The organism is Bifidobacterium sp. (genome assembly GCF_022647885.1).
Taxonomy (GTDB): Bacteria; Actinomycetota; Actinomycetes; order Actinomycetales; family Bifidobacteriaceae; genus Bombiscardovia.
Genome location: NZ_JALCLM010000001.1, coordinates 25,269 through 38,443 on the forward strand (window position 1 = coordinate 25,269; position 13,175 = coordinate 38,443).

Below are 13,175 nucleotides of genomic sequence, written 5' to 3' on the forward strand. Positions count from 1 at the left end.
GATTAGGCGGGTCAGATATTTCTGACCCGCCAGCAATGTAAGGGGACCTATGAAAATCGGTATCATCGGCGCGGGCAATACAGGTGTGGCATGTGCAACACACTTGACAGACGCCGGTTACGAGGCGGTTCTTTTCACACGCAGTGATGCCAAACAATCTGCTTTGCGAGAAGGTATCGAAGTCTCAGGCGCTGCCAATGGCAAGTACTCGTTTGATGCAGTAACAGATATCGCCCAAATGCTTCGTCGTGTCAACATAGTAATAATCTGCACCTGGGCAAATGCCCACAGCGAGGTTTTCACGGCAATACGTGAAGCACTCGCGTCACAATCCACACCGCACGATGACAATAATGAATCAGGATCCTTACAAGGGCCTATAGATATCATTGTTTTCAATGGCAATTGGGGCGCATACAAGGCGTACGCACAACTTGGTGAAAACCCTTCGATTGGATGCATTGCCGAAACATCGGGAATGCCTTACGTTGCCAACATGAATTTTGACGGTACCCCTCATCTTCACCTTTCAGCTATCAAAACAACTCTTACGGCTTCCTTCACCACAAAGAATTCCATTGCGCAAAACGTTCTTCATGACCTATACGAGGATGTCAAGGTTGCGGATTCTCTTTTTGAAACGTCACTGATGGCACCAAATCCCATCATCCACGCACCACTGTGCTTGCTCAACATGACGAAAATTGAGACAGGCGAGCAGTTCTCGATGCTCACGGATGGATTCAGCGAACGTACAGAGCACCTTGTGGCACACATTGACCGTGAACGCGCGGCACTTGCTGAAGCGATTGGCTGTGGATACGAACCAATTCTTGAACAGCTCAATGAGCAGTGGGGTAGCAACTACCACACCCTGAAAGAGTTGTTCCAATCCAATCCTGTCTATTCATCCTTGCAGGGGCCCAGCAACACCGACCACCGCTTTATTCAGGAAGATATTCCCTTCGGGATTGCACCTCTGGCGTCATTGGGCACGAGCCTGCATGTTCCCACTCCAGCCTGTTCCACAATGCTGTCGATGTATTCAATGTACTTTAACCAAACTTTCACTGGCCCGGAGTTTGATACCTCCGTGATTACGCGACTGCGCAGAAAGCTGCAATCATGATTAGGATCACAGACCTCTCCAAGAGCTACGATGGCCGTGCAATTCTCAAATCTGTCTCACTCGAGCAGCATGAGGGTGAAATCATTTCCCTCATAGGCCCATCAGGCTCGGGTAAAACCACTCTGTTACGCTGCATAAACGCACTTGAGCGCGCAGACAGTGGGAGCGTGCAAATCGATAAAGTTGTGGTGGATCTCTCTCATACCAACCGCAAAGCAATCAGCAGCTTGCGAGCGCAGACTGCAATGGTGTTTCAGTCTTACAATCTGTTCGCGAACCTCACAGCGCTCAACAACATTACAGAAGCGTTGATTTATTCAAAGCACACGTCCAAAACAGAAGCACGCAGAATCGGTCTGGAACTGCTTGAACGGGTCGGTCTGGCCGAGAAAGCGGACTCTTATCCAAAGGAACTTTCAGGAGGACAGCAGCAGCGTATCGGTATCGCGCGCGCAGTAGCAGTGAATCCGGCATTACTGTTGATGGACGAACCGACATCGTCGCTCGACCCCGAACTTGTGGGTGAAGTGGAAAAGACTATCGAAGACCTAGCTGCACACGGACAGACCATGCTTGTAGTAACACACGAGATGGCACTTGCGCGCAGAATTTCCGACACGATTGTCTTTATGGAGAATGGCTCCATTGTCGAACAAGGTAGCCCCGAACAGATTTTCGGACATCCCCAGCACGAACGTACTCGCGACTTTCTGAGCAGATACAATGCCGGCGTCGGAACACCTACTCCCATCACCGCTGAGCCCTCTGCCCCATCCTCAGCTACAGGAGAGTGACATCTGTGGACACCTACTTCAATCTTTCTGTGTTTTTGAAGGCATTCCCGATGCTCCTTGACAGACTCCCCTACACTCTTGCAATCGTGGCGGTATCATTCGTCATTGGCGGAGTCCTTGGCACTGTACTCACCGTACTGCGACGAACAAACTCTCGTGTCATCAAAATACTTGTGGACGCTTACGTGTGGCTTCTGCGAGGTACTCCACTATTGTTGCTGTTGTTTATGGCTTATTACGGCATCCCCATGATGTTGCAGGCCGTGGGAATCGAACTGGATGCAAGTGATCCTCTGGTCTTCGCTCTCATAGCATTCTCAATGAGTCTTTCTTCATTCTTTGAGGAGGTTATGCGCGCCGCTCTCGATTCAGTTGACTCTTCCCAGTACGATGCCGCAAAATCGCTGAATCTTCCAATTGTGACATTTTACCGTCGCATCCTCATCCCACAAGCGCTAATCAACAGCCTGCCAAATCTTGGGAACCTACTCATCACCGCTATCAAACAGTCATCAATTCTCTTCACCATAGGAATCGCAGATATCTATGAGCAGGCAGTCACGCTGTCCTCCAACGATTATGGTTTGTGGCAACTAGAGATTTTTCTTGCGCTTATGCTCATTTACTGGGTACTTGCCGCAATAATCGACAAAATCGCTGCTCTGATATACGCGTCATCACAGAAGAAGGTGGCGTGATGACTTTCGATACCAATTACGCTATTGAACATTTCCCAGAGATATTCTCTGCACTCCCTGTAGTCCTGTGGGTCACATTGCTTTCCGCTGTGCTGGGTGTGTTCGGTGGAGCTCTGCTCGCAGCCATTCGAATCAACGCTATACCAGTGCTCAATACCATCGCCAGTCTGCTGATTTCTTTGATCCGATCAACACCAATTCTGGTGCAGCTTTACGTCGTATGCTACGGATTGCCAAGAATCTCTGCGCTCATCCAGCAAAACCCTGAAGTTGCCGCAAGGGTGACCGTACTCCCCAACACGGTGGCGCTGGTGACATTCACTCTGTATGCAAGCGCCTACTTCAGCGAAATTTTTAAGGCTGCCTACTTCACGGTGCGTGAAGGACAACGGGATGCTATCAGATCCTTCAACCTCAATCCGTTTGCGGCGTTAAGACGTATCGTGATACCGCAAGCAGCGCTCAACGCCATTCCCAACCTGTCCAATTCAGTAATCGACATGCTGAAAAATACCTCACTGCTCTACACCATCTCCGTAATGGATATTATGGCGAAGGCCACGATTATCGCATCGCAGAGTTTCAAGTTCATTGAGATTTATGCCGATGCACTTGTGGTGTATTTGTTCATCGCCATCATTCTGTTTGCAGTTTTCGCGATAATTGAAACTATTGTGAAACGGATGGTACACACAGAAGTGTGAGGTCCCCTGCAGTTGTCGACGAAACAGCGGGGATTATCTACTCGTCAAGCTCCGATGCTCCGCCAAATCGTAAAGCGGCTATCTCTCTATATATATTCTTGTTCACCACGTTGCCCTCCCAGCCCCACCATCGAGAGAGGGGGAAGTATCGAGCTCTACGTTCAACACTCCCCCAATGTTGCCTCAGAGAGATCATCGAGGGTGATTGTCGCACCAACCGCAGCCGAAGAACAGTAATGCTGGGGTTAATGTCTCGTTCTCAACCGCCAATGTGTTTATGCTGCCCATGGTGATATCGTTCAGCCTTACACACAGTTTTCTTTGGCATACAGAAAAGTCCTAAGCTGTCTCATATATGCCGCATCGTTATATAAATCCTGTATTGATAAAGCTGCGTGGCATTCTATTCTCATCAGATTCTCTTCTGCAATCCGATATGCATAACTTTCAATATTCAACACCGAGCATGGGCTGAAAATAAACATCTCAACACCACAAAAGTGAAACTTAGATGGCCTAGCTCATCGCAAGCAGATAGGCCATTGACTCAACAATGGCCTGATTACCACCACCTATACATACGGCTGCTACTCGTTGGTAGATATCAACTACAAGGTTGTGAGAATAGACCAAGCAACTGCTGCAGGGAATTGACCTGCATCGTAACGAAGCTGTCTGGCAGCAGGGGATCCGCCTCGTTCTGCGGCAATACCATCTTCCCGTATTTTCAACGCTGGTGCAACAGAAATGGATGGACTCAACAAAGGGATAAGCGTACATTGAAGCGCGTGGTAAAGATCTGACTTGCCAGGCCAGACTGTGCCAATCACTTGATTATCTGAATTAAGTTGATGGAACCAGGAACCATGCTCATGATCGATGAGGTATTCATCAATATATGACCAGAAACGGGCATACCACTGCTCATATTCCTTTTTCTGAGTAACAGTGAACAACGTTGCCGACGTATTCACGGCCTCGGCCAAAGTCCAATGCATGCGGTCAGTCACCACGGGTTTCCCTGACCAATCGGTTGTATATGCCAAACCATCGTGATGTCCTGGAGTTGTTGCCCACCCATCTTCGACAGCACGCTGGAATAGTAACTCTGCGGTGTGAATCAAACGATTCTTTTCTGATGAGTCGATACCAGCAGCACTCAAAGCATATTGCGTAATAAGACGTGCCCACTCAATACCGTGGCCTGGGGTCGCCCCATAAGGTTTGAATTGGTCATCTTTCTTGTCATCATTGAATTCCAACTCCGGAACCCAATCTGACGTGAAATGCTCGGGAATACGCCACTGGTTGTTTTCGGCCCAGCTAACAACGTGCTGAACAATGCGTCCAGCACGCTCTCTCCAAGTTTCTTCACCCAACACATCTGCTAAGGCTAGGAATGCTTCAGTGGTATGCATATTGGCATTCACACCACGATATGGATCCAGCTCAGTAAACTCCGTATTCCATGTGTCGACAGCAAGGCCTGTCTGCTCATCCCAAAAGTACTTGAGGAATATTGATGTAGCCTCGTCAAGTAGCTCCTTCGCTCCCGGACGCCCGATAAGGGTGGCCGAAGCGCCAGCAAGCATCACAAAAGCATGTGTGTAGCAAATCTTGCCTGACGAGGGCATCCCATCCTCATCGATGGACTGATACCAGCCGCCATTCACATCATCATGAAGAATGCCTGTTAACCCCTGTAACGCTGCATCAACAAGCTCAGTGGAACCCTTGTGACCTGCGATTGCCCCAAGTGTGTAGACATGCGCCATACGACAAGTTATCCAAGTTTGGATTCCTTCGCTAGGATCAGGCTGACCAACATTGTTCAGCCAATACGATCCTCCATTAGGCGCCGGAAAATGATGTCCGAATTCAAGAAGATCCTCGCGGACCTTTGCAAGGAATTCGCGATTCTGCCCGCTCCCCAAAATATATGCATCAGTATCAAGTTGTTTGTTCAACGACATTGTTGTTCCTTCCCATATTCCAACAGCTTGTAAATATCGCTTTCCTCAAATCGCAATTGCTAAAGAATTCGTGTGAGTTCAATCGAGCCGAGCGCTTTTCGAGAAATCGATACATGTGACAACGACAGGATCGCAATTCTGTTCCGCTTGGCATCATTGTCAAGATCCACTGCCGTGATATTACGTGCGCAAAAATGTGTATTGTGCGCGAGAAGATGCAGGAGGTGGCGGAGCTCACTCAATCCGATCATGCTGATAATAACCTCCTTTCGCGGATCAGCAATAAAAGCATAAATCCTTCAAAACATTGTACTTAATCGGTTAACATATTACAACAACAATCGACTATACTAAAATTATGAGAGGGCATAACAATCGTCAGACACCACTGTCGAGCAATGAAGCATACAGCGCAGCACACAGTGCTCAGTCTCCCAAAAAGATCAACGAAGCACATAACGCAACAACGAATGCGACCAGTGCTCTGATGCCACAAAAACTCACGCGCGGCTCTCGACTCAGCATTTTGTGTTCCCTACCGCAGCACCAACGCTGGAATTATTTCAAGGATCAACTGCTTAAGCGATGTCTCGTTGCCCTGGCTGCAGTATTCACAGCTAGCTTTTTGTTGATACATATCCTCACGCCAGCCCCTGCGCCAAAGTTGTATGTTGCAATCATCAATAATGCTCTTGACACTTCTCAAAGTAAGCAGCTCCAACAAATAAGCGCCAAGGCACTAAAATTGCCACAAGGAAGAACAGGTGGGATCACTGTCTCCTCGCATTTTGACTTAACTAACGATGGCCTGAGCAAACTGCAAACAATGATCAGCAGCCAAGAAATCGATATTGTTATCGCCGATAATGCAAGGTTCTCTCAACTCAGTGGATACGGTTATTTTGTGTCACTCCCGAGCTTGTCGCAAATGAAAAGCACATCAACACATCTCTCAGATAATTTCATGACTTTTCATGGTTATGACGATTCTGAGCACGCAGACGCCTTCTACGACGGATCTGGCAAAGGTGCGAAGCATAAATATGGGTTGAATATCACCCAGTTTGCTCAATGGAGAAAACTTGCAACTGAGAACAACCAAGCCGTCCTAGGTATTACACAAAATACTCGCAATCCAGAAGAGGCTCGTGAATTCATAGAGTTTCTTGATTCAGCCTGATTTGAAACAATCATAATCAACCGCGCAATTACGTTGAGCAGACTTGATATAACGTAAACACCGTTTATATTCCAGACAAATGCATACTAGGTATAGTCACAAAGAGAGATGGGCCATGCAGGCATTATCATCAAATAATCGTTTTAATGACTTTATGTCGCGGATCGGCGATCTCGCTATCTTGAATATTCTTTGGGTTATCTGCTGCCTGCCAGTTGTAACCTTTGGTGTCGCAACATCCGCCTTATTCGAGACCATACGTCAAATCCAAGAAGGACACGACACACATATCATTCATCGATTTATTATTCAGCTGAAATATAATTTCGGCAGAAATCTCGTATTTTCACTTCTGTATATTGCATTTCTCTGTTTAGCTTTCTTCGATTTACACTATCTCAGTTCAAATACAGCAAGCACCCCTCTTGCCACAGTCAGTTACGGTTGCGTAGTCACCATCTCAGTGCTCATTATTGCTGCTTGCGGTTTTATTTTCCCGCTATCCGGAAGAAGTCAACTGTCGGTCATTGGACAGTTAAAACAGTCTCTATCGGTTGCTTTGCGACATCCTTTTATCGCTGCAAACATGTTCTTCATTGTTGCCGTTCCGGTTGTCATAGCCGTCGCAATACCAGGAGGTGCTGCTTTCGTCGCATTCTTCTGGGGACTGTTATTTAGCGCAATCAGTGCTTGGTTGATTATCCTACTCATGGTGCACGGCTCTGTTATTGCTGAGAAACAGTAATCTTGTTCACCTGCTTAATCTCAACCTCCGTAGTGACGTAATACCCCGTACCACGTCTAGATTTTCGTGGTCGGCAATGTGAAACATGCCATTTGATTGAACATTAAACTCGCGATGGCCCACTTGAGTCGCGGAATACCAACTCGTTATCAGTCTCTGAAACCGAGCCGACTTCTTTCCCTTCAATAAGTTGAAGAAGCAAATGAGCTGCAATTCTGCCTGTTCCCACCACGTTCCGATTTAAGGCAGTGATGCTAGGAACACTGACTTCACACATGAAGGAATCATCCCAAGAAACAATCGACAACTCTTCTGGCACTGCAATCCCCATAGCACTTGAAGCTTTTAACGCTGATAACGCCATAACATCATTGTCATACACGATTGCAGTCGGAGGCTGCGGTAAAGACAGTAACCGCTTAGTGCATCGGAGACCATCCTCTGGCGAGTAATCTGCATGGAAGCAACTATATTGAAGGTCAAGAGCAGCAGTTTCCTCCATAAAAGCATTATCTCGTATGAAAGTATGTCCAAGCCGTTCAGGTCCTGCAACACGAGCGATGCGTGTATGACCTAGTTCATGTAGATAGTCAACAATCAGATGAGCAGCGTCAGACTCGTTGCTAGATAGCGTTGACAAGCCCTGTGACAGCATTGGGTTGCACAATGCCAAAGCAGGAATTCGCTGCTGACTAGTTAATAATTCGATTCGTGGATCATTGAGCTCAACATTAAGAACCAACACTGCATCGACTGCTCCAGATGCGATCCACTCTTGTAACACGGTTAGTTCATACTCATGACTCGACGATGAGCGAATGAGTAGTGAATATCCTTTTCTTTCTAACTCCGCAGTAAGACCGGCCATTAATTCAGTCGTATAAGATTCTACGGAAAGAACACTCATAGCATAGGTCAGAATCAACCCCACGCTATGTGTTGCAGCATCCGACAAAGCTTTTGCAGCACTATTAGGGCGCCAACCCATCTGCTGGGCAACAGCGAGCACTTTCTTGCGGGTATCTGCCGAAACGCCAGCTTTGCCGTTCAGAGCATAGGAAACCGCACTATTAGAGACACCAGAGGCCTTTGCAACATCTGAAATGGTGACTCTAGTTCTTTCAGAATTCATGACCGCACCCTCATCCCTGGATAGCTTTATATAGCATACAGACGATCTGCTACTACATAGCAGATCGTCTGTATGCTTGCGCTCTACATCTATAAGCTATCGCTTTAAATCATTGGCACATCGTAGCACGTTCTGCGCTGTGAACGCATGGACATCGCACTCTTGTCGTGAGGTAATATGCCAGCTAACACTTTCACCTGGTAATAAAGTCAACATACCGCCGTCAACCGTAGCAGCTGGGTCAACCTTATCAACCATACAAAATGCATCTCTGACATATGAGCGGGCATGCAGTGTTAGTACATATCCTGAATCGGCTGACTGAACACTGGCTTGCAAGGCATTCACATCGAGATCTTGATCCACTACTTCACAAGCGTTATATATGACTCGAGCAAAATTGTCATCAGAGGGTGTAGCAACAATAATCTCATGCTCGACATCCCCCCAATTTGCAACATTTTCGTTGAGCACAATACTGTGATGGTCAAGAGCCGCCAGTGAAAGATCGCATTGCTGAGAGGCGAGCACCTTGCCTTCGAGCGTGCGTCGTTCAATTCTCCAGCTTCCACTCCAATCTTCGCGGGTATCGTTGCATACAATCAAAGCCAATACATCACATTCTGGATTGCTCCCCTCCCACGAGAGATTACTCATAGCTTGTTGCGAAACTCTGGGTTGTATGGTCGCAAATTGTGGAGCAAAAAAATCTCTTGACGCGTACCATAACGGTTTCCTATGTCCGTCATAATCAACAGCAGACCATGACACGACCGGCCAATCATCATTTAATTGCCAAATCAAAATGCCAGCATTCACGGGCTCAAGCGAGCGCATATGTTCCACGCCAAAACGAATAGCCTGTGCTTGTTGCAATTGGCATGCCCAATGCCAATCCTCTATATCACTCCAGTTATCGCTGTTGATGAGCCAATTTCTAGAACCATCTGAGCGATAACTCACATCATCAATATGACCTTTAGTGAGATGTGAACGCATGCCTCTTGCAAGCTTGTAATTGCCACCTGCTGCTTTTTGGTGGACAAGCATTTGTGCACCAAAAGGCTCGAGTTGTGGATCATGAACAACTCTGCTCAGAGTGCTCCAAGCAGGAGGCGCTTGATATCCAAACTCGTCTGCAAAACGAGGGGTATATGTTGCATAGTTTCGGTAATCTGTTCGATTCCACACATCCCAGATATGCATAGTTCCATCAGTATCTCTGTTGGCATCAACATGTGGAGTGAAACTCATCGGAGAACTCGGCAAATAGATGCGAGTCGGATCTAACTCATTCAGCAGCTTAGGGAACAGAGTTGAGTAGTAGTAGTTTCCCCAACCCTTTTCACCGTAACCGAGTGTATTTGGTTGGATATCATCATCGCGTAAAGATTGTTTGAATCCAGCCCAGTCAGCATATGCGACAAAGTTCTCGTTGGAACCATTCCAAACCAGTAGACTCGGATGTGAACTAAGTCGGATGATATGTTCACGCGCTTCAGCCTCGATTTCTGCCTGAGTCTGCGCATCTTCAGGATATGCAGCACATGCCAGAGCAAAATCTTGCCAAACCATGATTCCTAGTCGATCTGCCAATTCATAAAAATAATCTGATTCATAAATGCTTCCACCCCACGCACGAATCATATTCGAGTGAGATTCAATTAGATCATCAAACAGATGGTCATATTGATCTTCGCTTGCTCGAGACATGAATGCATCGACTGGAACCCAGTTATAACCGCGTGCATGCACAGGAATATCATTCACATAAATTTGGAAAGGTCTTCCAACGGCATCCGCGGCGGTATCAACCTTGACATTTCTGAATCCGACGAAGCGTTGCCAGATATCTTCGTCATTATTTTCAATATCAACTCTCATCTGGTACAGGGGCTGCTCACCATATCCCACAGGCCACCACAACTTCACATCCGGAACGACAACAGATATCGTGACATTATTCCTACCAGATTCAACCTCCCCTTGCACACTCATGCTGACACCCTGCCCTTCTAGGGTTACAACAACAGGAATATTTCCTCTGCGATGTTTCTCACAGGGTGATGAAACCCTAGTAGTATCAGCTCTTTCCACAACGACGGTTGCATCAATTATGCCTGCACCATGTGAGTCCACACGAGTCAACGGTCTCACTTCTGCAATTCTGGAACCAGACCATGAATCTATGCCTATTGGACGGTAGATCCCTGCATTGGCAATATCTATTCCCCAATCCCATCCAAATTGATATGACGGTTTTCGCAATTGGTTAAATGGATGATGCTCAGTGTGAGGGTAATATCCAAGGCGTTGCTCACGGACATCCGATTCACGCACAGATGACGCAATAGTAACTGTCAGGGTATTGTTGCCTTCTTGCAATACGTCATCAATATCCCATCGGTACGAGCGATGGTAATTGTTGGTCGCTGCTATCGGCCTGCCATTCAACAAGATTTGAGTCACAGTATCTAGTCCAAAAGCAAGAAGATCGTGCCTGTCCTTGCCGTCATCACGCCACACAAAATCACATTGATATTGCCAATCAATATTCCCAATCCACTGTTGGAGTATCTCATTGTCCCCGTCAAATGGGTCATTGATCATATTTGCGCGAAGCAAATCGAGTGTGACTTCACCAGGAACTTCGGCTGGAATTCCACGCCTCAGATCCTCACGTAAGGCTTCTGGTACTGCATCTACATTAAGTGCTCTGACCGTCCATCCCTCATCGAATGGTATAAATGTTTGCGGTAAAGCTGTCATCAAGACTCCTTTGTATGATGGCGGAATCGTATACGACTCAATCTTGGATTGCTGAAAATGCTTATTCCTTCACAGAACCGGCAGCGATACCGTTGTAAATCTGCTTTTGGAAAATAAGGAATAGGATCAGCATCGGCAGCAGAGTAATAATCACACCTGCGCAAATGAGATTATATTTGCTGCCCATAGGCCCTGTGAAGGAATATAACGCTATGGCAACCGTCTTCAAATCATCGTCTTGCAGATAGAGATTGGAAGCATAGTACTCGTTATAAACTCCGACGCCTTTGAGAATCATGCATGTCACAATTGCAGGCTTCAATAACGGCAACAATATCTTCGAATACACAGTGAAGTATGAAGCCCCATCTACAATTGCCGACTCGTCCAAAGATATTGGAATATTCTCAAAATATTGGATGAACACATATATTGAAATGACATCCGTGCCACACATCATCAATATATAGCCCCACAGTGTATTTACTGCGTTGAGATCAACCATCAACTTGTATAAAGCTACCTGCATAGCTATGCCTGGAAGCAAAGCAGCCATCGTAAATAATCCACGAATTAATCCATTACCTGGAAAAGTGAATCTGCTCAACACATAGGCTAATTGTGTACCGATAATGGTTGTCACAAAAAGAACTGTTATCAAGATGATGAATGAATTACGAAATGCCACAGCCATGTTGGACGCTTTAAAAGCTTCAATATAATTCTCTATATTGAACCAATTTGCTGGCATATCCATAACATTGGTGTTCTGATATTCCTTTTGAGTTTTTGCCGCAGTGACAAAGTTAATCACTAAAGGTAGGAGCATCCAAAATGATATAAAGATAAGACTCAGATATTTGAAAAACACAAATAACCTGTTTTTCACACTGTACCAAGAGATCTTGGGCTTATTCACGATCACAGTATTGGTAGAAGAAGATACATTCGACGTCATTTCTCTCACCTTTCTTTTCCAATTCGTGAACCGTTGCGAAAAATCGGTGCATTCTTCTGAGCCAAACGATGATGTTGTCTTTCAATTCTCTTGGCTTGTTTCTTTGCTTTTGCGACTCCATCATCCGCATCACGGAAAATGAATTTAAACAATATCTGTTGAAGAATTGCAAACACCAGAATGATAATGAGCAGAACGATTGCCATTGCAGAAGCTAGCCCAACCTTTTGATTTACGTGTGCCAACCGGTCCATCAGAACAAATAATGTAGCCGTACCATTCGCACCACTGGTAATAACGTAAGGGCCTTCAAAAGCCGAAAGAGAACCAGTTATAGACAAAATAATGTTCAATACCAGAATGGTTTTGATTCCAGGAAGAATAATATGGAGGAACTGCTGGAATTTATTTGCACCATCAATCTCTGCTGCCTCATACAGCGTTTGGTCTATCGACATAATTGATCCGATGAACAAAATGACAGCTTGACCTAGAAAACGCCAGATAGAAGCACCTACTAATGACCAATTGTTAATACTCTGGTCTCTAAGCCAATAAGGCAATTGGTCGAGTTGGAAACCACACCATTGCAGCACCGTGTCGAGCACAAATCCTCTGGTATAGAAGAATTTGAATATAAATCCAACTGCTATGCCATTAATAAGATAGGGGAAGAAATATATTGCTTTGAAAATATTTCCACCTCGTACCTTGAAGGCAAGAATCGTTGAGAGGTAGAGCGCCAAAATAACTTGGATAATGGCACCAACCATATAATATAAGCTCAGCTTGAGTGAGGACAGCGTATCCGGTCTGGAGAACACATCTATATAATTCTGCAGACCAACCCATTCACGCGGACCAATATATTTCATTTTGAAAAAACTGTATCCAACCATGCTTCCAAATGGCAGGTATGTAAAAACAACAAGTACTGTTACCGGAATTGCGCAAAAAGCAACAATAATCCCAGCCTTACGCCAATTTCTTGGCTGCTTATTAACAGGTATTGTTTCTGGAAGATTCACAACACCTTCTGTTGCTGCCGTCATTTCTTCACCCTTCCGAGTCATTTGACATGCTGCTGTTAACA

General features: G+C 45.9%; 11 protein-coding genes. 6 read left to right on the forward strand and 5 right to left on the reverse strand.

The window, feature by feature from the left end; genetic code table 11:
• The first annotated feature begins 49 nt into the window (after positions 1-49).
• Genes LKI20_RS00140 through LKI20_RS00155 form a run of 4 tightly spaced genes read left to right on the forward strand, consistent with a single transcriptional unit; the run spans position 50 to position 3,325 of the window.
• A complete protein-coding gene (locus LKI20_RS00140; RefSeq protein ID WP_291768163.1) occupies positions 50-1,129 on the forward strand; it encodes an NAD/NADP octopine/nopaline dehydrogenase family protein in 1,080 nt (359 codons plus the stop codon).
• Positions 1,126-1,923 (forward strand): amino acid ABC transporter ATP-binding protein, encoded by a 798-nt coding sequence (locus LKI20_RS00145; protein WP_291768164.1) that lies wholly within the window; start codon positions 1,126-1,128, stop codon positions 1,921-1,923. Before LKI20_RS00140 ends, LKI20_RS00145 begins: the two co-directional genes overlap by 4 nt.
• Positions 1,920-2,621: an amino acid ABC transporter permease gene (locus tag LKI20_RS00150; RefSeq protein ID WP_291768166.1), complete on the forward strand. Its 702-nt coding sequence runs from the start codon at positions 1,920-1,922 to the stop codon at positions 2,619-2,621. The genes LKI20_RS00145 and LKI20_RS00150 overlap by 4 nt, the downstream gene beginning before the upstream one ends.
• A complete protein-coding gene (locus tag LKI20_RS00155) occupies positions 2,621-3,325 on the forward strand; it encodes an amino acid ABC transporter permease (protein WP_291768168.1) in 705 nt (234 codons plus the stop codon). The genes LKI20_RS00150 and LKI20_RS00155 overlap by 1 nt, the downstream gene beginning before the upstream one ends.
• 608 nt (positions 3,326-3,933) lie before the next feature.
• Here the strand turns inward: LKI20_RS00155 and LKI20_RS00160 are convergent.
• On the reverse strand, positions 3,934-5,298 hold the full coding sequence (locus tag LKI20_RS00160; RefSeq protein WP_291768170.1) for an AGE family epimerase/isomerase: 1,365 nt from the start codon (positions 5,296-5,298) through the stop codon (positions 3,934-3,936).
• 358 nt (positions 5,299-5,656) lie between these two features.
• On the opposite strand from LKI20_RS00160, the gene LKI20_RS00165 reads away from it, so the two are divergent.
• Together LKI20_RS00165 and LKI20_RS00170 are read left to right on the forward strand one after the other, a co-directional pair.
• The gene (locus tag LKI20_RS00165; protein WP_291768172.1) at positions 5,657-6,478 is read left to right on the forward strand and encodes a hypothetical protein; all 822 of its coding nucleotides are present in this window, start codon (positions 5,657-5,659) and stop codon (positions 6,476-6,478) included.
• A gap of 115 nt (positions 6,479-6,593) precedes the next feature.
• Positions 6,594-7,223 carry a YesL family protein gene (locus LKI20_RS00170; protein WP_291768174.1) on the forward strand — a complete coding sequence of 210 codons (630 nt, stop codon included), beginning with the start codon at positions 6,594-6,596 and terminating at the stop codon, positions 7,221-7,223.
• A 103-nt stretch (positions 7,224-7,326) separates the two neighbouring features.
• Here the strand turns inward: LKI20_RS00170 and LKI20_RS00175 are convergent, their stop codons facing one another.
• The 4 genes from LKI20_RS00175 to LKI20_RS00190 form a co-directional block, all read right to left on the reverse strand.
• Positions 7,327-8,355 (reverse strand): LacI family DNA-binding transcriptional regulator, encoded by a 1,029-nt coding sequence (locus LKI20_RS00175; protein ID WP_291768176.1) that lies wholly within the window; start codon positions 8,353-8,355, stop codon positions 7,327-7,329.
• Between the two features lie 96 nt (positions 8,356-8,451).
• On the reverse strand, positions 8,452-11,124 hold the full coding sequence (locus tag LKI20_RS00180) for a glycoside hydrolase family 2 protein (RefSeq protein ID WP_291768178.1): 2,673 nt from the start codon (positions 11,122-11,124) through the stop codon (positions 8,452-8,454).
• A 61-nt stretch (positions 11,125-11,185) separates the two neighbouring features.
• Entirely contained in the window at positions 11,186-12,082 is an 897-nt protein-coding gene (locus tag LKI20_RS00185) for a carbohydrate ABC transporter permease (protein WP_291768179.1), read from the reverse strand.
• Positions 12,083-12,087: 5 nt separating this feature from the next.
• Positions 12,088-13,134, reverse strand: a complete 1,047-nt coding sequence (locus tag LKI20_RS00190) for a carbohydrate ABC transporter permease (protein ID WP_291768181.1) — start codon at positions 13,132-13,134, stop codon at positions 12,088-12,090.
• Positions 13,135-13,175 lie beyond the last annotated feature (41 nt).

Coding starts and splice junctions, on each gene's coding strand:
- LKI20_RS00175 (WP_291768176.1), bottom strand. CDS start 8,355: ATGAATTCTGAAAGAACTAGAGTCACCATTTCAGATGTTGCAAAGGCC.
- LKI20_RS00160 (WP_291768170.1), bottom strand. CDS start 5,298: ATGTCGTTGAACAAACAACTTGATACTGATGCATATATTTTGGGGAGC.
- LKI20_RS00140 (WP_291768163.1), top strand. CDS start 50: ATGAAAATCGGTATCATCGGCGCGGGCAATACAGGTGTGGCATGTGCA.
- LKI20_RS00165 (WP_291768172.1), top strand. CDS start 5,657: ATGAGAGGGCATAACAATCGTCAGACACCACTGTCGAGCAATGAAGCA.
- LKI20_RS00190 (WP_291768181.1), bottom strand. CDS start 13,134: ATGACGGCAGCAACAGAAGGTGTTGTGAATCTTCCAGAAACAATACCT.
- LKI20_RS00170 (WP_291768174.1), top strand. CDS start 6,594: ATGCAGGCATTATCATCAAATAATCGTTTTAATGACTTTATGTCGCGG.
- LKI20_RS00185 (WP_291768179.1), bottom strand. CDS start 12,082: ATGACGTCGAATGTATCTTCTTCTACCAATACTGTGATCGTGAATAAG.
- LKI20_RS00180 (WP_291768178.1), bottom strand. CDS start 11,124: ATGACAGCTTTACCGCAAACATTTATACCATTCGATGAGGGATGGACG.
- LKI20_RS00155 (WP_291768168.1), top strand. CDS start 2,621: ATGACTTTCGATACCAATTACGCTATTGAACATTTCCCAGAGATATTC.
- LKI20_RS00145 (WP_291768164.1), top strand. CDS start 1,126: ATGATTAGGATCACAGACCTCTCCAAGAGCTACGATGGCCGTGCAATT.